This window comes from Nitratireductor sp. ZSWI3 (assembly GCF_024655565.1).
GTDB lineage: Bacteria > Pseudomonadota > Alphaproteobacteria > Rhizobiales > Rhizobiaceae > Nitratireductor.
Genome location: NZ_JANKOF010000007.1, coordinates 79,380 through 102,060 on the forward strand (window position 1 = coordinate 79,380; position 22,681 = coordinate 102,060).

Below are 22,681 nucleotides of genomic sequence, written 5' to 3' on the forward strand. Positions count from 1 at the left end.
CATCCACATGAAACCGGGCGGGGCGCCCGGGAAAGGAACAATAATGTTTACCGTCACCGGCGGCGCGAGCCGCTTTTCCTGTCTTCTTGCAGGCATTCTTGTCGCATCCGTCGCTTCCGCTTCGGCGCAGGCCACGGGCTATCCGCTCGAAATCGAGAATTGCGGGCGCGTGCTGTCATTTGCCGCGGCGCCCGAGCGCGTGGTGTCGGTCGGGCAGGGCTCGACCGAGATCCTGCTGTCGCTCGGTCTCGGCAGCCGCATCGTCGGAACCGCGGTCTGGCTCGCGCCGCTGCCGGAGGAGCTTGCCGAGGAGGGGGCCGCCCTGCCGCGCCTTGCCGACAATTCACCGAGCCTCGAGGCGGTTCTGAAGACGCGGCCCGACCTCGTCACCAACGAGTGGATCAGCGATATCGGCCCCGATGGCGGCCGGGTGGGAACCTTCGCGCAGTTCGGGGATTTCGCGATCCCGGTCTATGTCTCGCCCGCCGAATGCGCCAAGAGCGCCTACAGCGACGGCAGCGGCGACGGCGCGCGCTCGAAGCCCTGGACAGCCGACCTGCTGCGCCGGGAGATCGGGGAGCTTGCCGCGATCTTCGATGCCGGCTCGGCGGGCGATGCGCTGAGCGCCAAGAATGACGCGCGGATCGCTGCGGCCGCGGCAAACGCGGCGGCACTCCGTGCCGACGACGTTTCGGTTCTTTACTGGTTCTCCTCGCTCGAGATCGACGGCGAGGCATATGTGGCCGGGCGCTTCGGCGCGCCGGCGTGGATCTCGGATGTGGTCGGCGTGCGCAACGTCATCACCTCGGACGAAGAATGGCCGCTTGTCGGATGGGAGACGATCGCCGAACTCGATCCCGCCGTCATCGTGCTGGCCACGATGGATCGGCGCCGCTATCCGGCGGACGATATCGCCGCAAAGCGCCAATTCCTCCAGAGCGATCCTGTCACCAGCCAGATGACGGCTGTGCGCGAAGGGCGTTTGATCGGAATGGATGCCCGCTCCATGAACCCGACCCTGCGCGCCGTCGACGGCGTGGAAACGCTCGCGCAGGGCCTGCGCGCGCTTGGCCTGACGCAATGACCCTGCATGCCGGGGTCGCGCCCCGTCCTTTCCACAGGCTGGGCCTGCCGGCGTTCGGCCTGATCGCCCTTGTCGCACTCCTCGTTGCGGCGGCAGGCGCGGTGTCGATCGGCGAGGTAGCGGTGCCGCCAGCCGAGGTCGTCAAGGTGCTGGGCAACCGGCTCTTCGGGATGGATTTGGCCGTTGATCCGATCCGCGAGGGGATCGTCTGGCATTATCGCCTCAGCCGCGCCGCCGTGGCCGCCTCGGCGGGAGCCGGTCTGGCGGTCTGCGGAACCGTTCTGCAGGCCCTGCTGCGCAACCCGCTGGCAGAGCCGTATCTGCTCGGCATCTCCGCCGGCGCTTCGACCGGAGCTGTCCTCGTCATGGTGCTCGGCATCGGCGCGGGCGCCGTCACCCTGTCGGGCGGCGCCTTTCTCGGCGCCGGCCTGGCCTTCGTCTTCGTGGCGGCTCTGGCGCGTGGATCGGGCGGCGGCACCGAGCGGATCATCCTCGCCGGCATCGCCGGCTCGCAGCTCTTCAATGCCGCGACATCCTTCATCGTGACGACCTCGGCCAATGCCGAGCAGACGCGCGGCATCATGTTCTGGCTCCTCGGCAGCCTTGGCGGCGCGCGCTGGCCCGACATCGGTCTTGCCTTGCCGATGCTCGCCATCGGGTTGCTGGTAGCCCTCTACCGGGCACGCGCACTCGACGCGTTCGCATTCGGCGAGGACGCTGCCGCCTCCCTTGGGATCGAGACCGCGCGCGTGCGCATGGAGCTCTTCGGTGTGACGGCGCTGCTGACGGCGGGGATCGTCAGCCTGGTCGGTGCGGTCGGCTTCGTGGGTCTCGTCGTTCCGCACGCCACCCGCTTCCTCGTCGGGCCGTCGCACGGGCGGCTCATCCCGGCAGCGGCGCTGGCGGGCGGCGTCTTCATGGTCGCAGCAGACGTTCTGTCGCGCATTGTCGTGCCTGGACAGGTCCTGCCGATCGGAGTGGTGACAGCGCTCTTCGGTGCGCCGGCCTTCGCCTTCATCCTTTGGCGGTCGAGGCGGCGGGCATGACGCTGCAAGCGCGCGACCTCGCCTGGGAGACGGGCGGCCAGCCCATCGTCAAGGGCGTGACCTTGCGTGTTCCCGAAGGCCGGTTCCTCGGCCTGGTCGGGCCGAACGGCTCGGGCAAGTCGAGCCTTCTGCGCCTGCTCGCCGGGCTGCGGCGCGGCCAGGGCGGTGCGGTCCTCCTCGACAACCGGCCCCTCTCGACCATTTCCCGTCGGGAGGTTGCGTGCAGGCTCGCGCTGGTGGAACAGCAGACGGCGACCGAGGTCGCGCTGACCGCGCGCGAAGTCGTGGCCCTCGGCCGCACGCCGCACCGCGGCGCGTGGGAGACCTGGAGCGCGGCGGATCACGCAGCCGTCGCTGCGGCGCTCAAGCGAACCGGCATGACGGACCGGGCGGACCAGCTTTGGTCGACCCTTTCGGGCGGCGAGAGGCAGCGCGTCCAGATTGCCCGCGCCCTCGCGCAGATGCCCCGCGAGCTGCTCCTGGACGAGCCCACGAATCATCTCGATATCCGCCATCAGCTCGACCTCCTGAAGCTGCTCCGCGGCCTCGGCACGAGCTGCATCGCCGCCCTTCACGACCTCAACCACGCGGTCGCGTTCTGCGACGAGATCGCCGTGATCAAGGAAGGCGCGCTGGTGGCGCAGGGAAGACCCGTCGACGTGATTACCGCCGACCTGATCCGATCCGTCTTCGAGATCGCGGCAACCGTCAGCCAAGACCCATCGACCGGCCGGCTTCGCGTCGATTTCCTGCCGGACTGAGACAGCCAATAATGTTGGTTGAGTGATACCCGCCACCCGCCTTCCTTGGCCGGCACAATCGGGGACATGCCTGCGCAGTCCTTCCAATCCATGCAATTTGATCGTATTTGAGGGCATGGCGTTGTGACCTCATCTGGTAGATATGCAGTATAATGAACTGAAAAATAAGAGAAAAATCTTCTCCGTCGCCCCGATGATGGACTGGACGGACAGGCATTGCCGGTTCTTTCACCGCCAGTTGACGCGTGAGGCGCTGCTCTACACGGAGATGGTCGTGGCGGATGCGGTCATCCATGGCGATCGCGAGCGCCTGCTCGGCTATGACGGCACGGAGCACCCGGTCGCGCTGCAGCTTGGCGGGTCGGACCCGGCAAAGCTCGCGCAGGCGGCAGCCATCGGCGCGGCCTTCGGGTATGACGAGATCAACCTCAATGTCGGCTGCCCCTCGGACCGCGTGCAGTCCGGCGCGTTCGGCGCCTGCCTGATGAAGGAGCCGGAACGGGTGGGGGCCTGCGTCGCCGCCATGAAGGAAAGCGTGTCGGTGCCCGTCACGGTCAAGTGCCGCATCGGCGTCGACGATCAGGATGCCGAACAAGCGCTCGATGCCCTGGCCGACGCCGTCTGGAAAGCCGGTGCGGATGGGCTGTGGGTGCATGCGCGCAAGGCCTGGCTGCAGGGGCTGAGCCCCAAGGAGAACCGCGACATCCCGCCGCTGGACTACGATCGCGTCTATCGGCTCAAGGCCGGCAATCCCGATCGCTTCATCGGCATCAATGGCGGGATCGGTTCGATCCTGGAGGCGGCGGCACATCTGCGGCACATGGATGGCGTGATGCTCGGGCGGGCGGCCTACCACACGCCCGCAATCCTCGCCGAGGCCGACGGGCTGGTGACGGGCGCGGCCGCCGAGCCTATCGATTATACGGCGCTGATCGACACGATGGCCGCTTACGCCGAACGCCACATCGCCGCCGGCGGCAGGCTCGCGCAGGTCACGCGCCACATGGTCGGCCTGTTCCACGGCTTTGCCGGCGCCCGCCGCTACCGGCAGATCCTCTCCAGCGACGCGACCCGCAGGGATGCGGGGCCTGAAGTGCTGCTGGCCGCCTTCGCGGCGGTCGATCTCTCGCTTTCGCGCGACGCGGCGTGAAGCTGGGCCATCCGCCCGGCCGCCGTGGCCGTTTGCCTCGCCGGCGGGGGGCGCGGTAAGGGACCATCGCTGGCGCGTCATGTCTGCGCGAGCGATTCGCAGCATCCAAGCCTGTCTCGTTTGATGGGCCGGCCGCGACGGCGGCGAGGGGATCTTGATGGACCTACCGATGGGGGAGATCGCCCTGTTCGCTCTCGCACTGGCGGGGGCAGGTATCGTGGCCGGGTTCATGGCCGGACTGTTCGGCATCGGCGGCGGCGCCGTTCTGGTGCCGGTCTTCTACCAGGTCTTCGGCCTTTTCGGCGTCGACGAGGCGGTGCGCATGCATCTGTCCGTCGGCACGTCGCTGGCGATCATCGTGCCCACCTCGTTGCGCTCGTTCCGCGCCCATTATCTGCGCGGCGCAGTCGATATGGACATTCTGCGCAGCTTCGTTCTCGCCGTGCCTGCAGGCGTCGTCCTCGCCGCGCTGGTGGCGGCCCATGTGTCGAGCGAGGGCCTGCGGGCGATCTTTGCCGGGATCGCCTTCCTCGTCAGCCTGCGGCTGCTGTTCAACCGCGACCGCTGGCGGCTCGGGACCGTCGTGCCGGCCAATCCGGTGCGCTCCGTCGTCGGCGTGCTGATCGGCTTCTTCTCGACGCTGATGGGCATCGGCGGCGGCGTCATGAACAACACCTTCATGACCCTCTACGGCCGTCCCATGCATCAGGCCGTGGCGACCTCGTCGGGCGTCGGCGTGCTGATCTCCGTTCCCGGGCTGATCGGCTATATCTGGGCGGGCTGGGGCGACCCGCTGCTGCCGATCGCCTCGAGCGGCTACATCAACTGGATCGCCGTGCTGCTGATCGTGCCGATCACGCTCCTCGTCGCCCCTTACGGCGTCCAGCTCGCGCACGCGCTCGACAAGCGCAAGCTCGAACTCGCCTTCGGCCTTTTCCTGATCCTCGTGGCGGTGCGCTTTGCCTGGAGCCTATATTAGCTGGCGCTCGAAGCGGTCGCGGCGCATCGCGTAAAAGGGAACCGGAGCGCCGGGCGAAAGCTCCGGGTCACTCGCAAGGCGCTGCTGCAGATCGTCCAGCACCGTGCGGGTGATGAGTGGAACTTCGGTCTCCCTGGCCTCGTCGATCGACAGCCAGACCAGCTCCTCGAGCTCGTTCGTCGGACCGCCATCGGCAAGTTCGACGGCCACGTCGTCGCGCCAGGCGGCGAGAAAACGCGTGTCGAAACGGCGCACGCGGCCGGGTGGGGTGATGGCGCGGGCGATGAAGCGGAGACAGGCCAGCGACGGCCGCACGCCATGTTCGGCAAACCCTTGCCAATCCCTGGCGCGGGTCGAGAAATCGCCCTTCTCGCCGATCAACAGTCCCGCTTCCTCGTAGGTCTCGCGGATCGCCGACATGGCGATCGCGCGGGCACGGGCGGCCGTCGCCCGCGTGCCGGTGCCGATCAGCTTCCTCTCCTCGTCCGGATGCAGCGCGCTGGCCACCGGCACGCGGCTATCGGCCGGATCGGTGCGCCCGCCCGGAAAGACGAAGCGGCCGGGCATGAAAGCGTGGCCGCGATGGCGGCGCCCCATCAGGACGCGAACATGGCCGCCGGCGCGATCGAGCAGGATCAGCGTCGCCGCGTCGCGCGGCCGCATCGGCTTGCCGCCGAGGGCGAAATCCTTGGATTCCGCCTTGTCGACCGCCGCGCGGTCCAGGCCGTCCATCCGGTTGGGGCTGTCGTTCATCGGCCGTTCCTATGCCTCGGGATGGGTTTCGAGCGCATCGTCTTCGCCGCCGAAGCCGTGCATGTAGTAGGCCCATTGCAGGCCCACCACCGCTCCCTTGATCGGCCCGATCAGGGCGAGCGCCATGATCAGCGTGATGGGCACCCAGATCGCCAGATGCAGCCAGCCAGGCCAGTCGGTCATGGCCTCCATCCCCATGAAGCCGCCGACCACGATATGGCCGACGATGAACACGACGAGATAGGCCGGCAGGTCGTCGGCGCGGTGATGATGGAATTCCTCGCCGCAGACCTGGCACTGGTCGGCGGTCTTCAGGAAGGCGCGAAACAACCGGCCTTGGCCGCAATGCGGGCAGCGGCCGAGAAAGCCGCGCTTCATCGCCTCGATAACCGGACGCTCGGGACGCTTTGCGGCGCTCGCTCCGCCGAAAATCTGTTCTTCCATCACCTTCTCCTGCGGCCCGCCGGGCGCTGACCGTTCGATCGGCCGCGCCCGCGTGCGCCCTTGACCTTGTGAAACGACTTCATCGATCCGGGAAGCCGATCGGGTTCACTCAACATTTCGAAGTGCATGGCGCCGGCCAGCGGTGCGACCTCGACGAGTCGCACCGAAACGCTGTCGCCGAGTTGAAAGCCCTTGCCGCTGCGCTCACCGACCAGCGCGTGGCGAGCCTCGTCGTAGATATAGTACTCGTCTCCCACCGTGGATATGGGGATAAAGCCATCGGCGCCGTAGTCGGGCAATTGGACAAAAAGCCCCGCCTTGGCGACACCGGAGATGCGCGCCTCGAAGTCCTCGTCGACACGGCCTGACAGATGCTCGGCGACGAGCCTGTCGATCGTGTCGCGCTCGGCGGCCATGGCGCGCCGCTCCGTGGCCGAGATGAGAGCCGAGATCTCCTCGAGCCGCGCCTCCTCGTCGGGTCTCAACCCGTCCTTGCCGAAACCGAGGGCGGCGATCAGCGCGCGATGGACGATCAGGTCGGCATAGCGGCGGATCGGCGAGGTGAAATGGGCGTAACGGCGCAGGTTGAGGCCGAAATGGCCAAGATTCTCCGGCGCGTAGACGGCCTGGCTCTGGGAGCGCAGGACCACCTCGTTGACCAGTTGCTCATGCTCGGTGTCGCGCACCCGGGCAAGGATGGCGTTGAACTGCGAAGGCTTCAGCTGCGCACCGCGCGCCAGCGAGATCTCGAAGCTGCGCAGGAACTCGCGCAGCGCCTCCTGCTTGGCCAGCGACGGGGCGTCGTGTACGCGGTAGACGAGCGGCTGGCGCTTGGTCTCCAGCGTCTCGGCGGCGGCCACGTTGGCCTGCACCATGAACTCCTCGATCAGCTTGTGCGCGTCGAGCCGGGGCGGCACGACGACCCGGTCGACGGTGCCGTCCTCCTTGAGCAGGATCTTGCGTTCCGGCAGGTCGAGCTCGAGCGGCTGACGCGCTTCGCGGCCGCGCCTGAGCGCCGCATAGGCATCCCATAGCGGTTGCAAGACCGGTTCGAGCAACGGCCCGGTCTTGTCGTCCGGATTGCCGTTTATGGCCGCCTGCGCCTGCTGGTAGGAGAGCTTTGCGACCGAGCGCATCATGACGCGGTGGAAGCTGTGGCCGAGCTTGCGGCCATCGGCGGTGAAGCGCATCCGCACGGCAAGCGCCGGGCGCGCCTCACCCTCACGCAGCGAGCACAGGTCGTTGGAGATGCGCTCGGGCAGCATCGGCACGACCCGGTCGGGGAAGTAGACCGAGTTGCCGCGCTTCAGCGCTTCCCGGTCGAGCGCGGAGCCGGCGCGCACATAATGGGCCACGTCGGCGATGGCGACCGTTGCGATGAAGCCGCCCGGGTTCTTCTCGTCCGGATCGGGCTCGGCCATGACGGCATCGTCGTGATCCTTGGCGTCGGCCGGATCGATGGTGATCAGCGGCCAGTCCCGCCAGTCCTCGCGGCCCGACAGGTCCACGGGTGTTGCCGCTTCGGCCTCTTCGAGGACGGCGGCGGGAAAGATGTGCGGAATCTCGTGGGCATGGATGGCGATCATCGAGACCGCCTTCTCGCTGGCCAGCGAACCGATCACGGAGACGACCTTGCCGCGCGCCGGGCCGTAACGGCCGGCGGAGACCGGTTCGACCTCGACCAGATCGCCGTCCTGAGCGTCGCCGCGCGCCTCCGCCCCGATCGTCAGCTCGCGTTGCGTGCGCTCGATGGGCTCGATGCGGAAGGTGCCGTCCTTCGCCTTGCGGAAGACGCCGAGCACGCTCTGCCGGCGCTTCTCGAAGACCTTCATGACGCGGCCCGTATAGGCCGGTCCGGCATCGCCCTCATTGGGGAAGACGCGGGCCAGCACCCGATCGCCGATGCCGGCGGCGCGGCCGCTCTTCTGGCTGCGAATCTCGACCAGGGGCAGGGGGCCTTCGCCCTCGTCTTGATCGTCCTTTTCGGCTGGCCGCGCGATCAGCGCGCCGCCGGCATCGCGCGAGAAGATGTCTAGCACGACCACGTGAGGAAGCTGTCCCGGCCGCATCAGCCGCTTGCGGCTCTTCTTCAAAAGCCCTTCTTCCTGCAGCGCGCGCAGCATGTCCTTCAGCCAGATGCGGTCGCCGCCCTTCAGGCCGAACGCCTTGGCGATGTCCCGCTTCGCGGTCCGGTCGGGATTTTCCCGGATGAACTGAAGGACCGCCTCGCGCGAGGGCAAGCCCGCCTCGTTTGAAGCTTTCGCGCCGGATGCCTTGGCGGAGCGGGGTGACTTGCTGCCGGATATCCTGCGCGCCAAGGCGTTATTCCTTCTTCTTGGCCGGTGCTTTTTTCTTGGTCGTAGCGGGTTTCTTCGCCTTGGCCGACTTCTTGCCGCCCTTGCCCGCCTTCGCCGCGATCAGCTCCAGGGCCTCCTCGAGCGTGACCTGCATGGGATCCTTGCCCTTGGGCAGCGTGGCGTTGACCTTTCCGTGATTGACATAGGGGCCGTAGCGCCCGTCGCGCACCGTCACCTTGCCGCCGTCGGGATGGTCGCCCAGTTCGTTGAGCGCCGCAGGCGTCGACCTGCCGCGGCCGTTGGCGCCCTTGGCCTTCTTCTCGGCGATCACCGTCACCGCGCGGTTGAGGCCGATCGAGAACACGTCCTCGACCGTCTCCAGATTGGCGTAGCCGCCGTCGTGCAGCAGGAACGGCCCGTAGCGCCCGATGCCGGCGGAGATCATCTTGCCGGTCTCGGGATGCTGGCCGATGGCGCGCGGCAGCGACAGAAGCGCCAGCGCCTTCTCGATGTCCGTCGTCTCGGGCGTCCAGCCCTTGGGCAGGCTGGCGCGCTTGGCCTCCTTGCCTTCGCCGCGCTGCACATAGGGGCCGAAGCGGCCGGAGCGCAGCGTGATCTCCTCGCCGGTATGCGGATCCTTGCCGAGCACCTTGTCGCCGTCGAGCCCGTTCTCGCCGTCTTCGCCGTTGCCTTCGCCGAACTGGCGGGTGTAGCCGCATTCGGGATAGTTCGAGCAGCCGACGAAGGCGCCGTGCCGACCGAGCTTCAGCGACAGCCGGCCGGTGCCGCAGCGCGGGCAGACGCGCGGATCGCTACCGTCCTCGCGGGCGGGGAAGGCGAGCGGCGCAAGTTCCTCGTTGAGCGCGTTGAGCACGTCCGTGACGCGCAGCTCCTTGATCTCGTCCACATGGCCGGAGAAATCGGCCCAGAAGTCGCGCAGCACGTCCTTCCAGGAGAGCTGGCCGTCGGAGATCTTGTCGAGCTTCTCTTCGAGATCGGCGGTGAAATCGTATTCGACGTAGCGCTCGAAGAAGTTTTCGAGAAACGCCGTGACGAGCCGGCCCTTGGCCTGCGGCACCAGACGGCGCTTGTCGATCGTCACATAGTCGCGGTCCTCGAGCGTCTTCAGCGTCGCCGCATAGGTGGAGGGGCGGCCGATGCCGAGCTCTTCCATCTTCTTGATCAGCGAGGCTTCCGAATAGCGCGGCGGCGGCTCCGTCGAATGCTGGGTGGCCTCGATCGCCTGGCAGCTCTGCGTCTCGCCTTCGAGAATCTGCGGCAGGCGGCGGCTTTCCTCGTCCTCGGAATTCTCGTCCTTGTCGACGCCATAGGCGGCCAGGAAGCCTTCGAAGCGGATCACCGAGCCGACGGCGCGCAGATTCGCGTGGCGGGCGCCGTTGACGGCCTCGATCTCCACCGTCGTGCGCTCGATCTCAGCCGCCTCCATCTGGCTGGCGATGGCGCGCTTCCAGATGATCTCGTAGAGGCGGGCCTGGTCGGGGTCGAGATATCTGCGCACCTTGTCGGGCGTGCGCGAGAAATCGGTTGGCCGGATCGCCTCATGCGCCTCCTGGGCGTTCTTGGCCTTGACGGAGTAGAAACGCGGCTTCTCCGGCAGGAACCGGTCGCCGAACTCGGCGCCGATCGCCGCGCGGGCCTGGTCGAGCGCTTCGGGCGCCATCTGCACGCCGTCGGTACGCATGTAGGTGATGAGACCGGCCGTCTCGCCGCCGATGTCGACGCCTTCATAGAGCTTCTGCGCCACCTGCATGGTGCGCGAGGCACCGAAGCCGAGGCGCGAGGAGGCGGCCTGCTGCAGCGTCGAGGTGGTGAAGGGCGGCGCCGGATTGCGCCGTGTCGGCTTGGCCTCCACCGACAGGGTCTTGAAGCTGGCGCCCTCGAGCATCGCCTTGATGCCTTCGGCCTCGTCCCGGGTCTTGATGTCGAGCTTCTGCAGCTTCCTGCCGTCGAGCGCCGTCAGGCGCGCCTCGAAAGCCTCCTGGCGCGGCGTGGCGAGCTGGGCGGCGATCTGCCAGTATTCTTCGCGGACGAAGCGCTCGATCTCAGCCTCGCGGTCGCAGACCAGGCGCAGCGCCACCGATTGCACGCGGCCGGCCGAACGGGCGCCGGGCAGCTTGCGCCAGAGCACGGGCGACAGGGTGAAGCCGACCAGATAGTCGAGCGCGCGGCGGGCGAGATAGGCATCGACCAGCGGCGCATCGACCTCGCGCGGCTTGGCCATCGCGTCGAGCACCGCCTTCTTGGTGATGGCATTGAAGACGACGCGGCGCACCGGCTTGTCCTTCAGCGCGCGCTTTTGCTTCAAGACCTCCAGCACATGCCAGGAAATCGCCTCGCCTTCACGGTCGGGGTCGGTCGCAAGGATCAGGGCGTCGGCATCCTTCATCGCCTTGGCGATGTCGCTCAAACGCTTGGACGAAGGCGTATCCACGGCCCAGGACATGGCGAAATCCTCGTCGGGGCGCACCGAGCCGTCCTTTGCCGGCAGGTCGCGCACATGTCCGAACGAGGCGAGCACCTTGTAGTTCCCACCCAGATATTTGTTGATGGTTTTCGCCTTGGCCGGCGACTCGACGATAACGAGATCCATTAGCTCTAAAATATCCCCGCATGTGCCTGACCAGTCAGACGCCACGCATTATTGACGAATCCAGCCTCGTCACATGGCCGTGCTTTACCGTTCGGTCAAGGGCCAATGGGAATTTCGTCTTCTCCAGGCCTGATTTCCCGACTCCGCTGTGTTTAGCGCAAATTCGCGGTTTATTTGTTTATAATGGTATGTATACTGTCAATGGGTCCATAAAGGAGAATGCTGGGGAGCAGGGCAACAGCCAGGGGAACCGCGCGCTGAAGGGAGTGCCGGCGGATGGGCGAGCATTACGGCAGGAGGCGGACCGACACGCTTGATTATATGCAGGCGATGCTCGGTCAATTGCGAACCATGGCGCTGGCGGAACGTTGCGACATGCTCGCCTATCTCGTCGAGATGGCCTATGTGGAGGCCAGCGACATCATTCGCGGCCAGCGTTCCCATCGCCTGGACGAGGAGCGGCACGCGTCAGCGATCACCGGCAACAAGGGAAACCGCGCCTCCTGAATGGCGCTCGAGGCGACCGGCGAGGTCGAGCTCCAGAAGAATGGTAAGGGCCTGTGCAGCGTGCAGGCCGGTGTGGCGGATAATCTCGTCCACCGTCACGGGCGTCGGCCCGAGAGCCTCGACCACGCGGTCGCGGTCGGCGTCGCTCGGCGGCGGGGCGCCGGACAGGCTCTCGGGTTCATCGAAGCGCCGGGCGGGCTGTGGCAGCGCTCCGATCAGCGGCGCCACTTCCGACAGGATGTCCGCCGTCTCGGTGACCAGCGTGGCTCCATCCTTCAACAGCCCGTTGGTGCCGGCGGCGCGCGGATCGAGCGGCGAGCCGGGAACGGCGAACACCAGGCGGCCCATCTCGGTGGCGAGCCGGGCGCTGATCAGCGAGCCGGAGCGCCGCGCCGCCTCGACCACCACGAGCCCGTAACACAGGCCGGCGACCAGCCGGTTGCGCCGCGGAAAATCGCGCGCCCGCGGCGTCCAGCCGAAGGGCATTTCGCTGACGAGCACGCCGCGCTCGGCGATCTGCGCGTAGAGCCCGTCATTCTCCGGCGGATAAGGCCTGTCGAGGCCGCCGGCCAGGGCGGCGATGGTGCCGGTCTCCAGACTGCCCGTATGGGCTGCCGCGTCGATGCCGCGCGCCAGGCCCGAGGCGACCGCATAGCCGGCACGGCCGAGCTCGCCGGCGAGCAGGCGTGCCATCTTGATGCCGGCGAGCGAGGCGTTGCGGGCCCCGACGATGGCGATGACGGGCTGCTGTGCGACCTCCAGCCGGCCCTTCATGGCGATCAGGGGCGGCGGCTGGTCCATCTGCCGCATCAGGGGGGGATAGTCGGGTTCTCCGACGGCGACGAAACGGGCGCCGAAACGAGCCGCCTGCGCCATCTCGCGCTCGGCATCGTCCTGCGAGGCGGCCACGAGGCGCCGCTTCGCGCCGCCGCGCAGGGCGAGCTCAGGCAGCATTTCGAGCGCCGTCTCGGCCGAGCCGAAATGATTGATCAGGTCGCGGAACGTCGCCGGGCCGACATTCTCGCTGCGCAGCAGCCTGAGCCAGGCGAGGCGCTGGCGGTCGCTGAGGCGCCGCTCGCCGGCCTGGGGCGTGCTCACCCCTTGCTCCCGATGCGCGTCTCGGTGCCGGCCAGGAGCCGGGCGATATTGGCCCGGTGCTTGATGAAGACGATGAGGCTCATCAGGACAAAGAGCTCGGCCGCTTGCACATGGCCGAGCCAGTAGAGGCCGATCGGCACGACGACGGCGGCGACGAGCGCCGACAGAGATGAGTAGCGCGTGGCAAATGCGACGGCGAGCCAGGTGAGGGCGAAGATCAGCGCTCCGGGCCAGGCGAGGCCGATCAGGACGCCGAGATAGGTGGCGACGCCCTTGCCGCCGCGAAAGCCGAGCCAGACCGGGAACAGGTGGCCGAGAAAGGCGCCGAGGCCGGCGGCCACTGCCTGGTCGGGACCGTAGAGCCCGGCCAGCAGGACGGCCGCCGTGCCCTTCAGCGCGTCGAGCAGGAGGGTCAGCGCCGCAAGCCCCTTGTTGCCGGTGCGCAGCACGTTGGTAGCGCCGATATTGCCGGAGCCGATCTTGCGCACGTCGCCGAGGCCGGCCGCGCGCGTGATGATCAGCCCGAACGGGATCGACCCGAGAAGATAGCCGAAGAGCAGCGCAGCGATGAGATAGGGCAGGGCAAGCTGCCAACTGATGGGATCTGGCATCCAGCTCTCCCCCTGGCTTTCAGCGTATCAACCGGAAAACACTGTGCGGCCGGCAACCACGGTTTGCAAGACCCGTCCCTGCATGCGCGCGCCTTCGAAACAGGTGTTCTTGGACAAGGAGCGGATATCGGCCTCGCGCACCAGCCAGGGCGCGTCGAGGTCGACCAGAACGAGGTCCGCGGGAGCCCCGGGCTTCAGCGTGCCGCCGGGCAGGCCGAACAGCCGCGCCGGAGCCGTCGACAGGCATTCGATCAGGCGCAGAAGGGGCACGTCGCCATTGTGATGGAGGCGCAGTGCCGCCGCCAGCAGCGTCTCGAGGCCGATGGCGCCGGCCTCCGCTTCGGCGAATGGCAGCCGCTTGGTGTCGACGTCCTGGGGATCGTGCGAGGAGACGATGATGTCGACGGCGCCGGTCCTCAGCGCCTCGACCATGGCGAGCCGGTCCTCCTCGGCGCGCAGCGGCGGCGACAGGCGGAAGAAGGTGCGGTAGTCGCCGATGTCGTTCTCGTTCAGCGAAAGGTGGTTGATCGAGACGCCGGCGCTGACGCTGGCGCCGTCGTTCTTGGCGCGGGCGACCGCCTCGGCCGACATGGCGGTCGAGATCTTGGCCGCGTGGTAGCGCCCGCCCGTCAGCTTCGCCAGCATCAGGTCGCGGGCGAGCGGAATGGCCTCGGCCTCGCGCGGGATGCCCGGCAGGCCGAGCCAGCTCGCGAACAGGCCCTCGTTCATGACGCCGGAGGAGGCAAGGTCCGGATCCTGCGTCTCATGGGCGATGGCGATGCCGAGGTCGCGCGCATAGGTGAGCGCGCGGCGCATGGTGAGCGGGCTGGCGATCGTGTGCCGGCCCTCCGTCAGCATCACCGCGCCGGCGTCCTGCAGCAGGCCGAACTCGCTGAGCTCGCGGCCTGCGAAGCCCTTGGTGACGGCCGCCGAGGGGAAGACGTTGACGCTCGCCGTCTCGCGCGCCGTGCGCAGCACGAACTCCACCAGCGCGACATCGTCGATGACCGGGTTCGTGTCGGGCATCATGACCAGCGAGGTGACGCCGCCGGCCGCCGCTGCGCGGCCCGCCGAGGCGATGGTCTCGCGATGCTCGGCGCCGGGCTCGCCGATGAAGACGCGGGCGTCGATCAGGCCCGGCAGGAGCGCATGTCCGCCGCAATCCACCACGGCCGCCCCCTCCGGCGCGCCCTGGTTGTCGGCATCGGCGCCGGCGGCGAGGATCCTGCCGGCCTTGACGATCACCGTGCCGCGCTCGTCCAGCCCGCGCGAAGGGTCGACGATGCGGGCGTTCTGGAAGACGGTCGCGCTCATGCCGCGCCTCCCTCGGCGTTGCGGCGTGGGTCGAGCAGCGCCTCCATCACCGCCATGCGCACGGCGACGCCCATCTCCACCTGCTCCTGGATCAGGCTTTGCGGACCGTCGGCGATTTCGGAGGAAATCTCGACCCCGCGGTTCATCGGGCCGGGATGCATGACCAGCACGTCGTCCCTGGCGACCTTCAGCTTTTCCGAATCGAGTCCGTAGAGACGGAAATATTCGCGCACCGAGGGAACGAGCGAGCCGGCCATGCGCTCGCGCTGCAGGCGCAGCATCATGACGATGTCGGCGCCCTTCAATCCCTCGTCCATGCGCGTGAACGGTTCGACGCCCATCTGGCCGATGCCGGAGGGCAGGAGCGTCGACGGCGCGACGACGCGCACCTGCGCTCCGAGCGCATTGAGCAGCACGATGTTGGAGCGCGCCACGCGCGAATGCAGGATGTCGCCGCAGATCGCCACGACCAGCCCGCCGATGCGGCCCTTGGCGCGGCGGATGGTGAGCGCGTCGAGCAGCGCCTGGGTCGGATGCTCATGCGCGCCGTCGCCGGCATTGACCACCGAGCAGGACACTTTCTGCGCCAGCAGCGCGGCGGCGCCGGCGGCCGAATGGCGAATGACCAGGATGTCGGGCCGCATGGCGTTGAGCGTGATCGCCGTGTCGAGCAGCGTTTCGCCCTTCTTGGTGGAAGAGCTGGCGACCGACATGTTCATCACGTCCGCGCCGAGCCTCTTACCGGCGAGCTCGAAGGAGGACTGGGTGCGTGTCGAGGCTTCGTAGAAGAGGTTGATCTGCGTGCGGCCACGCAGCGTCGCCGTCTTTTTTTCCTGTTGCCTGGAAATGGCGACGGCGGCATCGGCCCGGTCGAGCAGCGTCTCGATGTCCACGGGCGAAAGACCCTTGATGCCGAGCAGGTGGCGGTGCGGATAAAGCGGAAAGGGCGCGTCTGTCATATCAAGAGGCTGCTATAGGCCGGGCAGGGGCCGCCTGCAAGCGGCCTTTCGCGATGCGCCGGCTCATCCCCCGCAAACTAGGACCAATCCACATTCAGGATTCCCTTTGAAGGGTTTGGCTGAATCAATGCGTTCCGGATTTGATGATTCGGAGCGGATTGATGGGCGTGAAGCGCTATGAACTGAGCGAGGCGCAGTGGGCTCGGATAGCGCCTTTGCTACCCGGCAAGGTTGGCGATCCGGGTCGCAGCGGCACTGATAACCGTCTGTTCGTGAACGGCGTTTTGTGGGTTCTGCGCTCCGGCGCCTACTGGCAGCACCTGCCGGAACGCTACGGCAAGTGGAAGAGCGTACATGCCCGTTTCACCCGCTGGGCCAAGGCCGGGGTGTGGGAGAAGGTTTTCGCCGAACTGATCAAGGATCGCGATAACAAATATCTGATGCTCGATACCACCCTGGTGCGCGTCCACCAGCAGGCAGCAAGCGGAAAAGGGGGGCCAAAACTCAGGCGCTGGGGCGTTCCCGAGGCGGACTGACCACCAAGGTCCATATGGTCTGCGACACATTCGGCCGGCCGCTGCGCTTCATGCTCACCGCCGGCCAGCGGCACGACAATCTCACCGCAAAGGCCCTGCTCGAAGGCTTCAAGGCCGAAGCCGTGCTGGCCGACAGAGCCTACGACAACAATGACTTGCGCCAAGCCATCGCCAACATGAACGCCGAAGCGGTCATCCCTTCCACACGCTCCCGCAAGGCTCCGATCCCGCACGACCAAACCGTCTACAGGCTGCGCAACCGCATCGAACGATGCTTCAACAGGCTCAAGCACTTCCGCCGCTTCGCAACCCGATACGACCGGCGCGCCGAGTACTACCTCGCTTTCGTCCACATCGCAGCTATCGCTCTATGGCTCCGCTGAATGTGGATTCGTCCTAGAGCGCCGTGCGTCCTTTCGGACGCACAAAGGACGCTCTATCTTTTTGTTTTTCCGCATTTATGCGGACGTCAGGTGATTCCACCTGACTGCAAAATGCTATAGCGCCCCTCGCCGCCGCAGATTGATTTTCATGGATTGGCAATGTCTGACTTGCCAGTATGAAGGGCAAAAGGCTGTGTTGATTCCTGACGCATCCCCGATCGAGTGGTAGAGTGAAGCCGTGACGCATGAAGTGACCAACCAGCCGCCGCCCATCACCGGCACCAATGCCTGGCGCAGCGATCCGTTGCTGATGCAGGCCGGCGAACGCCTTTCGGAAACGGTCCGCAAGGAACTCGATGCGTTCGGCCGTTTCGTTCGGACCGGCGAGGCGCTGGATCTGGCGCGGCTCGCCAACACCGAGACGCCGCAGCTCAAGACCCATGACCGATACGGCCGACGCGCTGACTTCGTCGAATATCACCCGGCCTATCACGCGCTCATGCGCCGCTCGGCGGCGAACGGTCTGCATTCCTCGATCTGGGAGACGGGCGAGGCCGAAAGCGGCATGCGCCACCAGGCGCGCGCGGCGCGCTTCTATCTGACCGCGCAGCTCGAATGCGGGCATTTGTGCCCGCTCACCATGACCAGTGCCGCGCTCGCTGCGCTGATGGCCGATTCCAACATGTTCCGGCGCTGGGCGCCGCGCGTGGCGACCCGCAAATACGACCATGCCAACAAGCCGCTGGCGCAGAAGGCCGGCATCACCATCGGCATGGGCATGACCGAAAAGCAGGGCGGCACCGACGTGCGCGCCAACACGACGCGCGCCGAGCGCGTCGAAGGCAGCATCTACCGGCTGACCGGCCACAAATGGTTTCTCTCGGCGCCGATGTCTGACGCCTTCCTGGTGCTCGCCCAGGTGGAGGCCGGCCTGTCCTGCTTCCTCGTGCCGCGTCTTCTGGAGGACGGCCGCCACAACGGCCTGCAGTTCCAGCGCCTGAAGGACAAGCTCGGCAACCGCTCCAACGCCTCCTCGGAAGTGGAGCTGCACGGCACGATGGGCGAAATGGTCGGCGAGCCGGGGGCCGGCATCCGCACGATCATGGACATGGTGACGCTGACGCGGCTCGACTGCGCGCTGGGCTCGGCCGGCATCATGCGCGCCAGCCTGGCCGAGGCCGTGCATCACGCCCGCTACCGGCAGGTCTTCGGCAAGCCGCTGTTCGGGCAGCCTCTGATGCAGCGCGTGCTGGCCGACATGGCGCTCGACGTGGCGGCTGCGACGGCCTTGTCGCTGCGCCTTGCGCGCGCCTTCGACGAGGCCGCCGACAGCCGCGCCGAGGCCGCGTTCGCGCGCGTCATGACACCGGTCGTCAAATACTGGGTGTGCAAGCTCGCGCCGGCCATCACCTACGAGGCGATGGAATGCCTGGGCGGCAACGGCTACGTGGAGGAGGCGCCCATGGCGCGCCATTATCGCGAGGCGCCCGTCAACGCGATCTGGGAAGGATCAGGCAACGTCATGGCGCTCGACGTGCTGCGCGTGCTGGGGCGCAATGCCAGCCTCTTCAACGACGTGCTCGGCCTGATCGGCAAGGATCTCGGCGACAAGGGCAACGCCACGCTGGAGGTGCTCGCCGCAGCGGCCCGTGTGTGCGAGAGCGACGAGGGCTCGGCGCGCATCCTGACCGAGCAGCTGGCGCTGGCGGCCGCGGCCGCCGAGTTGCGGCGCATGGGGGCGGGCCGTGTCGCGGACGCCTTCATCGAGACGCGCCTTGCCGGCCAGTGGCGCGGCACCTACGGCATGCTCGATGCCCGCCACGACGCCTCGGCCATCATCGACGTGCTCTATCCGGAAGCGAGCTGACCGACGATCAGAAGCACGATCGGGATGGTGAAGAAGGCAAGGATCGTCTGCATCGTGGTGGCCGACGCGTAGAGCGGCGCATCGCCGCCGAGCTGGCGGGCGAGCAGGTAGCCGTTCATCGCCGTCGGCACCGCCGCGCACAGCGCCAGATATCCGAGCGCCGGACCTGAGATGCCGAAGGCGAGCGCGATCGAGATCAGCAGCACCGGAAAGAAGACGAGCTTCAGCAGAACCGCGATCCACAGCGCGCCGTCGGCGCTGACGAGGTCGCCCGGCCTGAGCCCGGCGCCGATGGTCAAAAGGCCCATGCCGAGGGCGGCCCGCCCCACCAGATCGAGCGTCTGGTTGAGCGGCGCATAGAGGCCGAAGGGCGTGAGCCGCAGGACGATGGCGCCGGCGGCCGCGATGATCAGCGGGTTGCGCGCCACGTCGCGCAGCACCCTGGACCACGGGGCGGCACTGTCGGCGAACCGCGTGACGACGAACACCGAGGCGATGTTGACGGGTATGATGATCGCCGCCATCACCAGCGCCACCACGGCCGCACCCTCCGGCGGAAACAGCTTTTGCGCGACGGCGAGCGCCATGAAGCCGTTCCAGCGGATCGCCGTCTGAAAGACGGAAGAATACTGGCCGTGGGAGACGAGCCCGGACGTTTTCAGGACAGGCCAGAGCGCCAGCACGAAGGCGATCATGGCCAGAACGGCGATCATCAGCGCGGCCAGCATGGCGTCGAGCCGAAGGCTGGTGAAATCGGCGTTCAGGATCGTGATGAACAGAAGGGCCGGATAGAGGAACCAGTAGCAGAGCTGTTCCAGGCCCGGCCAGGTCCCGTCGTCGACAATCGGCAGATGCCGCAGCGCGTTGCCGGCGACGATCAGGAGGAAGATCGGCAGGATGCTTTCGAAAATGGCGATCATCGGGAGTATCCGGGCAGGGAAGGGTCCCCGTGCGTAATCGGCATCCCCATCGCTGTAAACCCATGCCGCTGCATTGCGCCGCTGTGAAAATTAACCTTAACGAATGGTAAGCGTTGCGGCGGGTTTTGTTGAAGTCCAGTGTGCGCTCGGAGAAAGAAGCCGATGAGCCGCATTTTCACGATTCTACTGTCGCTCTACTGGGGGACGTCCTTTGCGACGGCCGCCTGGGCGGCGTTGCCTGCGGACGGGGTGGCGGTCGGCACGCCGTGGTGGCTGGCCGGGGCGTTCGGCCTCGTCCTCGCCAATGCGCTCGTCGCCGTGCTGTTCGCCTGGAGCCTGATCGCCGCTCTTCTGGAGTGCGAGGCCAATCGGGTCGAGACGGAGCAGGTGACGCGGCTGGCTTGCGGCGGCGCAGTGGTGGTCCTGCTCGCAACGGCCCTCGAAGGCGCGTTGCTGCATGGCCGCGACCTGACGGGGCAGGCCGAATCGGCGGCGCTCCTGGCAATCCTTGTCAGTCATCTGGTGATTCATCTGGAGACGCGCGACTGGAAACTGCAGGAGACGCGGGTGGTCCAGCTTTCCGATCAGCCGGCAACATCCAGCGCGCGCAATGCCATGCATGGATCGCTGATCGGCCGGCTTGTCGTTCCCTGGAGCTTGGCCCGGAGCCTTCCGGCAACCGACGATAGGGGCCGCTGATGCGCTACCTCCTGATCTTCTGGGCGCTGCCGATGGGGTTGTTCTGGGGCTGGTACGGCCTGTCCTATCACGACATGAACTTCGGCCTGGCTTTCCTCAGCCGCGACATGAACGACCTGTTCTTCAATCTCTACGGCGAAATCCTGGGGATCGATCCGAAGACGATTCCCGGGCTCGCGGCGCGGGCCTGCGTGTTCGATTCCTTCCTGCTGATGGGGCTCGTCGCCTTCCGCCGGCGCAAGGCGCTATGGGCCTGGCTGAAGGAGAAGCGCGCCGCCTATGCGGGCGAAGACGCGGTGCCGCCGCCCAGCGCGCGCAACCTGTCGAGCGCGCCCTGAAGAATGAAGGCCGCCGCCGCCGAATCGATGCGTTCGGCGCGCTTTCTGCGTGACACGTCCATCTCCAGCAGCGCGCGTTCGGCGGCGATCGTCGACATGCGCTCGTCCCAGAAGGCGACCGGCAGCGGCGTCAGCCGTTCGAGATTGCGCACGAACGCACGGGTGGACTGGGCGCGGGGGCCCTCGCTGCCATCCATGTTCACCGGCAGGCCGATGACGATCGCGCCGACATTGTCGCGCTCGAACGAGGCCAACAGCGCCTCGACGTCCTGAGTGAATTTGCGCCTCAGGATCACCGGCCGTGGATTGGCAAGCGACAGGCCGCGGTCGGAGACTGCCAGCCCGATCGTCTTCGTGCCGAGGTCGAGCCCGGCAAGCGTCTGGCCTTCTTCGAGAAGGGCCGGGAGTTCCGCCAGATCGATCACGGACAAGACGTGCTGCTCCTTTTAAGTATAGGAAAGGTGTTCTATCCGTGACGCGGTCACAGGAAAAGCACGAACATCCGCCAGGATTCGGTGCGTCCGGAAAAAGCCGCAAGAGACAGGAGGATTTCTCATGAGACTGACATGGTACGGCCATTCCGCCTTTCGGGTCGAGGCTGGCGCGGCGCGCATCCTGATCGATCCGTTCCTGAGCGGCAATCCGTCGTGGGGCCAAAGCTGGGAAGGGCCGGCAGAGGGCATCACCCATGTACTCCTGACCCATGGGCACGACGACCATATCGGCGATGCCGCCGAGATCCTGAAAAAGACCGGCGCGATGCTGGTCGGCAATTTCGAGGTCTGCCGCTTCCTGGTGGGTAAGGGCGTCGATGAGGGCAAGATCAACCCCGGTAACCACGGCGGCACGGTCGATTGCGGCGGGTTCACCACCACCTTCGTCAACGCGCTGCATTCCTCTTCTTCGGCGGCAAGCGGCGGGGGGAACACCTATCTCGGCAATCCGGCCGGCCTCGTCCTGCATTTCCCCGAGGACAAGACGCTCTATCACATGGGCGATACGGACATTTTCGGCGACATGGCGCTGATCGACGAATTGCACCAGCCGGCGGTCGGCCTGGTGCCCATCGGCGACCGCTTCACCATGGGCGGCGCGGTGGCGGCCCTTGCCTGCCAGCGCTATTTCCATTTCGAGAAGGTCGTGCCCTGCCATTTCGGCACCTTCCCGATGATCGACCGGACGGCGGACAAATTCGTCGACGGGCTCGAGGGCTCGAAGACCGAGGTGCTGCTGCCGAAGATCGGCGAGGCGTTCGAGATCTAGCAACTCGCTTTCCCGCATTTGCGACTGCAAAATGCCATGGCAATTCGGGAGGGCGTGCGGGGTTGGCGGTTGCGCGCTGCCCGCCTGCCGATTATAGCCGTGGCGCAACAGCATTGCATTCGCCGGGGCATCCTGTTGGTCGGCCCCCGCAATGCGCAACGACAGAAGACAGAGCGCCGGAGAGCACCATGTCCGTGGACATCGATACCGTGAAGCGCGTCGCGCGGCTTGCCCGCATCGCCGTCGACGAAAGCGACGCAGAGCGCATGACGGGCGAACTGAACGCCATTCTCGGCTTTGTCGAGCAACTGGACGAGGTCGACGTCGCGGGGATCGAGCCGATGACCTCGGTCATTCCGATGGCGATGAAGAAGCGCGTCGATCAGGTGACCGACGGCAGCAAGGCCGACGACGTCGTCGCCAATGCGCCGGTCTCGGAAGACAATTTCTTCGTCGTGCCGAAAGTGGTCGAATAGAGCCGCAGTCCCAAGCACCGCACAATACGCCCCAGGCCTCAACGGAATCTCCATGACCGAGCTCACGCAACTGACCATCGCCGAAGCGCGCCAGAAGCTGGCCGCAAAGGCCTTTTCCGCCCTGGAACTGACCGATGCCTATCTGGCGGCGATCGACGCGGCGAACGACAAGCTCAACGCCTATGTCGCGGTGACGCACGACAAGGCCCGCGCCATGGCGCGGGACAGCGACGCGCGCCTGGTCAGGGGCGAGGGCGGGGCGCTGGAAGGCATTCCGCTCGGCATCAAGGACCTGTTCGCCACCGAGGGCGTGCACACGCAGGCGGCGAGCCATATCCTAGACGGCTTCAAGCCGCGCTATGAATCGACCGTGACGGCCAATCTGTGGGCCGACGGCGCGGTGATGCTCGGCAAGCTCAACATGGACGAGTTCGCCATGGGCTCCTCCAACGAGACCTCCTATTACGGGCCGGTGATCAATCCTTGGCGCGCCGAGGGTTCGAACGCCGATCTCGTGCCCGGCGGCTCCTCCGGCGGCTCGGCGGCCGCCGTCGCCGCGCTCCTGTGCGCCGGCGCAACCGCCAC

Annotated in this window: 22 protein-coding genes and 1 pseudogene; 13 read left to right on the forward strand and 10 right to left on the reverse strand. The window is 66.9% G+C overall.

The genetic code is table 11. The features are described from left to right. Nucleotides 1-43: 43 nt before the first annotated feature. From NUU27_RS04465 to NUU27_RS04485, 5 genes are all read left to right on the forward strand, one after another. Nucleotides 44-1,084 (forward strand): ABC transporter substrate-binding protein, encoded by a 1,041-nt coding sequence (locus tag NUU27_RS04465; protein WP_257760860.1) that lies wholly within the window; start codon nt 44-46, stop codon nt 1,082-1,084. Next, nucleotides 1,081-2,130 (forward strand): iron ABC transporter permease, encoded by a 1,050-nt coding sequence (locus NUU27_RS04470; protein ID WP_257760861.1) that lies wholly within the window; start codon nt 1,081-1,083, stop codon nt 2,128-2,130. The genes NUU27_RS04465 and NUU27_RS04470 overlap by 4 nt, the downstream gene beginning before the upstream one ends. Beyond that, entirely contained in the window at nt 2,127-2,891 is a 765-nt protein-coding gene (locus NUU27_RS04475) for an ABC transporter ATP-binding protein (protein ID WP_257760862.1), read from the forward strand. The genes NUU27_RS04470 and NUU27_RS04475 overlap by 4 nt, the downstream gene beginning before the upstream one ends. A 142-nt stretch (nt 2,892-3,033) precedes the next feature. Then, nucleotides 3,034-4,041: a tRNA dihydrouridine(20/20a) synthase DusA gene (gene dusA, locus NUU27_RS04480; protein WP_257760863.1), complete on the forward strand. Its 1,008-nt coding sequence runs from the start codon at nt 3,034-3,036 to the stop codon at nt 4,039-4,041. Nucleotides 4,042-4,198: 157 nt separating this feature from the next. Further along, nucleotides 4,199-5,020 (forward strand): sulfite exporter TauE/SafE family protein, encoded by an 822-nt coding sequence (locus NUU27_RS04485; RefSeq protein ID WP_257760864.1) that lies wholly within the window; start codon nt 4,199-4,201, stop codon nt 5,018-5,020. Here the strand turns inward: NUU27_RS04485 and NUU27_RS04490 are convergent. From NUU27_RS04490 to topA, 4 genes are read right to left on the reverse strand one after another with little or no spacing between them, the layout of a single operon-like run. Beyond that, complete coding sequence (locus NUU27_RS04490; protein WP_257760885.1) at nt 5,012-5,752, reverse strand: NUDIX hydrolase; 741 nt, start codon at nt 5,750-5,752, stop codon at nt 5,012-5,014. The genes NUU27_RS04485 and NUU27_RS04490 overlap by 9 nt on opposite strands. Before the next feature lie 30 nt (nt 5,753-5,782). Further along, nucleotides 5,783-6,217, reverse strand: a complete 435-nt coding sequence (locus NUU27_RS04495; RefSeq protein WP_257760865.1) for a DUF983 domain-containing protein — start codon at nt 6,215-6,217, stop codon at nt 5,783-5,785. Beyond that, nucleotides 6,217-8,535, reverse strand: a complete 2,319-nt coding sequence (gene rnr / locus NUU27_RS04500; RefSeq protein ID WP_257760866.1) for a ribonuclease R — start codon at nt 8,533-8,535, stop codon at nt 6,217-6,219. The genes NUU27_RS04495 and rnr overlap by 1 nt, the downstream gene beginning before the upstream one ends. A gap of 4 nt (nt 8,536-8,539) precedes the next feature. Continuing rightward, nucleotides 8,540-11,125 carry a type I DNA topoisomerase gene (topA, locus tag NUU27_RS04505; protein WP_257760867.1) on the reverse strand — a complete coding sequence of 862 codons (2,586 nt, stop codon included), beginning with the start codon at nt 11,123-11,125 and terminating at the stop codon, nt 8,540-8,542. A 276-nt stretch (nt 11,126-11,401) separates the two neighbouring features. Here topA and NUU27_RS04510 point away from each other — a divergent pair, with 276 nt between their 5' ends. Next, nucleotides 11,402-11,632, forward strand: a complete 231-nt coding sequence (locus NUU27_RS04510; RefSeq protein ID WP_257760868.1) for a hypothetical protein — start codon at nt 11,402-11,404, stop codon at nt 11,630-11,632. Here the strand turns inward: NUU27_RS04510 and dprA are convergent. Genes dprA through NUU27_RS04530 form a run of 4 tightly spaced genes read right to left on the reverse strand, consistent with a single transcriptional unit; the run spans nt 11,594 to nt 15,614 of the window. Continuing rightward, complete coding sequence (dprA, locus tag NUU27_RS04515; protein ID WP_257760869.1) at nt 11,594-12,730, reverse strand: DNA-processing protein DprA; 1,137 nt, start codon at nt 12,728-12,730, stop codon at nt 11,594-11,596. The two genes, NUU27_RS04510 and dprA, sit on opposite strands and share 39 nt — an antisense overlap. Continuing rightward, nucleotides 12,727-13,341, reverse strand: coding sequence for a glycerol-3-phosphate 1-O-acyltransferase PlsY (gene plsY / locus NUU27_RS04520; RefSeq protein ID WP_257760870.1), 615 nt, complete (start codon nt 13,339-13,341; stop codon nt 12,727-12,729). The genes dprA and plsY overlap by 4 nt, the downstream gene beginning before the upstream one ends. 27 nt (nt 13,342-13,368) lie before the next feature. Beyond that, the gene (locus tag NUU27_RS04525) at nt 13,369-14,655 is read right to left on the reverse strand and encodes a dihydroorotase (protein WP_257760871.1); all 1,287 of its coding nucleotides are present in this window, start codon (nt 14,653-14,655) and stop codon (nt 13,369-13,371) included. Next, nucleotides 14,652-15,614, reverse strand: coding sequence for an aspartate carbamoyltransferase catalytic subunit (locus NUU27_RS04530; RefSeq protein ID WP_257760872.1), 963 nt, complete (start codon nt 15,612-15,614; stop codon nt 14,652-14,654). Before NUU27_RS04530 ends, NUU27_RS04525 begins: the two co-directional genes overlap by 4 nt. 161 nt (nt 15,615-15,775) lie before the next feature. On the opposite strand from NUU27_RS04530, the pseudogene NUU27_RS04535 reads away from it, so the two are divergent. Continuing rightward, nucleotides 15,776-16,533 (forward strand): annotated as a pseudogene (locus tag NUU27_RS04535) (IS5 family transposase). 238 nt (nt 16,534-16,771) lie between these two features. Next, nucleotides 16,772-18,400 (forward strand): acyl-CoA dehydrogenase family protein, encoded by a 1,629-nt coding sequence (locus tag NUU27_RS04540; protein ID WP_257760873.1) that lies wholly within the window; start codon nt 16,772-16,774, stop codon nt 18,398-18,400. Here the strand turns inward: NUU27_RS04540 and NUU27_RS04545 are convergent. After that, complete coding sequence (locus NUU27_RS04545; protein WP_257760874.1) at nt 18,382-19,320, reverse strand: AEC family transporter; 939 nt, start codon at nt 19,318-19,320, stop codon at nt 18,382-18,384. The genes NUU27_RS04540 and NUU27_RS04545 overlap by 19 nt on opposite strands. 162 nt (nt 19,321-19,482) lie before the next feature. Between NUU27_RS04545 and NUU27_RS04550 the strand changes: the two genes are divergently transcribed. Both NUU27_RS04550 and NUU27_RS04555 read left to right on the forward strand, forming a co-directional pair. Beyond that, nucleotides 19,483-20,019 carry a hypothetical protein gene (locus tag NUU27_RS04550; RefSeq protein ID WP_257760875.1) on the forward strand — a complete coding sequence of 179 codons (537 nt, stop codon included), beginning with the start codon at nt 19,483-19,485 and terminating at the stop codon, nt 20,017-20,019. Then, on the forward strand, nt 20,019-20,357 hold the full coding sequence (locus tag NUU27_RS04555) for a DUF6105 family protein (protein WP_257760876.1): 339 nt from the start codon (nt 20,019-20,021) through the stop codon (nt 20,355-20,357). The genes NUU27_RS04550 and NUU27_RS04555 overlap by 1 nt, the downstream gene beginning before the upstream one ends. On the opposite strand, the gene ruvX is transcribed toward NUU27_RS04555, so the two are convergent. Continuing rightward, the gene (ruvX, locus tag NUU27_RS04560) at nt 20,297-20,788 is read right to left on the reverse strand and encodes a Holliday junction resolvase RuvX (RefSeq protein ID WP_257760877.1); all 492 of its coding nucleotides are present in this window, start codon (nt 20,786-20,788) and stop codon (nt 20,297-20,299) included. The genes NUU27_RS04555 and ruvX overlap by 61 nt on opposite strands. 124 nt (nt 20,789-20,912) lie before the next feature. On the opposite strand from ruvX, the gene NUU27_RS04565 reads away from it, so the two are divergent. The 3 genes from NUU27_RS04565 to NUU27_RS04575 all read left to right on the forward strand — a co-directional run. Beyond that, nucleotides 20,913-21,620, forward strand: a complete 708-nt coding sequence (locus NUU27_RS04565; protein ID WP_257760878.1) for a metal-dependent hydrolase — start codon at nt 20,913-20,915, stop codon at nt 21,618-21,620. Between the two features lie 188 nt (nt 21,621-21,808). Further along, a complete protein-coding gene (gene gatC, locus NUU27_RS04570; RefSeq protein WP_257760879.1) occupies nt 21,809-22,096 on the forward strand; it encodes an Asp-tRNA(Asn)/Glu-tRNA(Gln) amidotransferase subunit GatC in 288 nt (95 codons plus the stop codon). A 52-nt stretch (nt 22,097-22,148) separates the two neighbouring features. Then, on the forward strand, nt 22,149-22,681 hold a 533-nt coding region (locus NUU27_RS04575), incomplete at its 3' end, for an amidase (RefSeq protein ID WP_257760880.1).

What these genes read in the sequence shown, in the direction of transcription:
- NUU27_RS04465 (WP_257760860.1), top strand. Translation starts at nt 44, where the DNA reads ATGTTTACCGTCACCGGCGGCGCGAGCCGCTTTTCCTGTCTTCTTGCA.
- NUU27_RS04470 (WP_257760861.1), top strand. Translation starts at nt 1,081, where the DNA reads ATGACCCTGCATGCCGGGGTCGCGCCCCGTCCTTTCCACAGGCTGGGC.
- NUU27_RS04475 (WP_257760862.1), top strand. Translation starts at nt 2,127, where the DNA reads ATGACGCTGCAAGCGCGCGACCTCGCCTGGGAGACGGGCGGCCAGCCC.
- dusA (WP_257760863.1), top strand. Translation starts at nt 3,034, where the DNA reads ATGCAGTATAATGAACTGAAAAATAAGAGAAAAATCTTCTCCGTCGCC.
- NUU27_RS04485 (WP_257760864.1), top strand. Translation starts at nt 4,199, where the DNA reads ATGGACCTACCGATGGGGGAGATCGCCCTGTTCGCTCTCGCACTGGCG.
- NUU27_RS04490 (WP_257760885.1), bottom strand. Translation starts at nt 5,752, where the DNA reads ATGGACGGCCTGGACCGCGCGGCGGTCGACAAGGCGGAATCCAAGGAT.
- NUU27_RS04495 (WP_257760865.1), bottom strand. Translation starts at nt 6,217, where the DNA reads ATGGAAGAACAGATTTTCGGCGGAGCGAGCGCCGCAAAGCGTCCCGAG.
- topA (WP_257760867.1), bottom strand. Translation starts at nt 11,125, where the DNA reads ATGGATCTCGTTATCGTCGAGTCGCCGGCCAAGGCGAAAACCATCAAC.
- NUU27_RS04510 (WP_257760868.1), top strand. Translation starts at nt 11,402, where the DNA reads ATGGGCGAGCATTACGGCAGGAGGCGGACCGACACGCTTGATTATATG.
- plsY (WP_257760870.1), bottom strand. Translation starts at nt 13,341, where the DNA reads ATGCCAGATCCCATCAGTTGGCAGCTTGCCCTGCCCTATCTCATCGCT.
- NUU27_RS04525 (WP_257760871.1), bottom strand. Translation starts at nt 14,655, where the DNA reads ATGAGCGCGACCGTCTTCCAGAACGCCCGCATCGTCGACCCTTCGCGC.
- NUU27_RS04530 (WP_257760872.1), bottom strand. Translation starts at nt 15,614, where the DNA reads ATGACAGACGCGCCCTTTCCGCTTTATCCGCACCGCCACCTGCTCGGC.
- NUU27_RS04545 (WP_257760874.1), bottom strand. Translation starts at nt 19,320, where the DNA reads ATGATCGCCATTTTCGAAAGCATCCTGCCGATCTTCCTCCTGATCGTC.
- NUU27_RS04550 (WP_257760875.1), top strand. Translation starts at nt 19,483, where the DNA reads ATGAGCCGCATTTTCACGATTCTACTGTCGCTCTACTGGGGGACGTCC.
- NUU27_RS04555 (WP_257760876.1), top strand. Translation starts at nt 20,019, where the DNA reads ATGCGCTACCTCCTGATCTTCTGGGCGCTGCCGATGGGGTTGTTCTGG.
- NUU27_RS04565 (WP_257760878.1), top strand. Translation starts at nt 20,913, where the DNA reads ATGAGACTGACATGGTACGGCCATTCCGCCTTTCGGGTCGAGGCTGGC.
- gatC (WP_257760879.1), top strand. Translation starts at nt 21,809, where the DNA reads ATGTCCGTGGACATCGATACCGTGAAGCGCGTCGCGCGGCTTGCCCGC.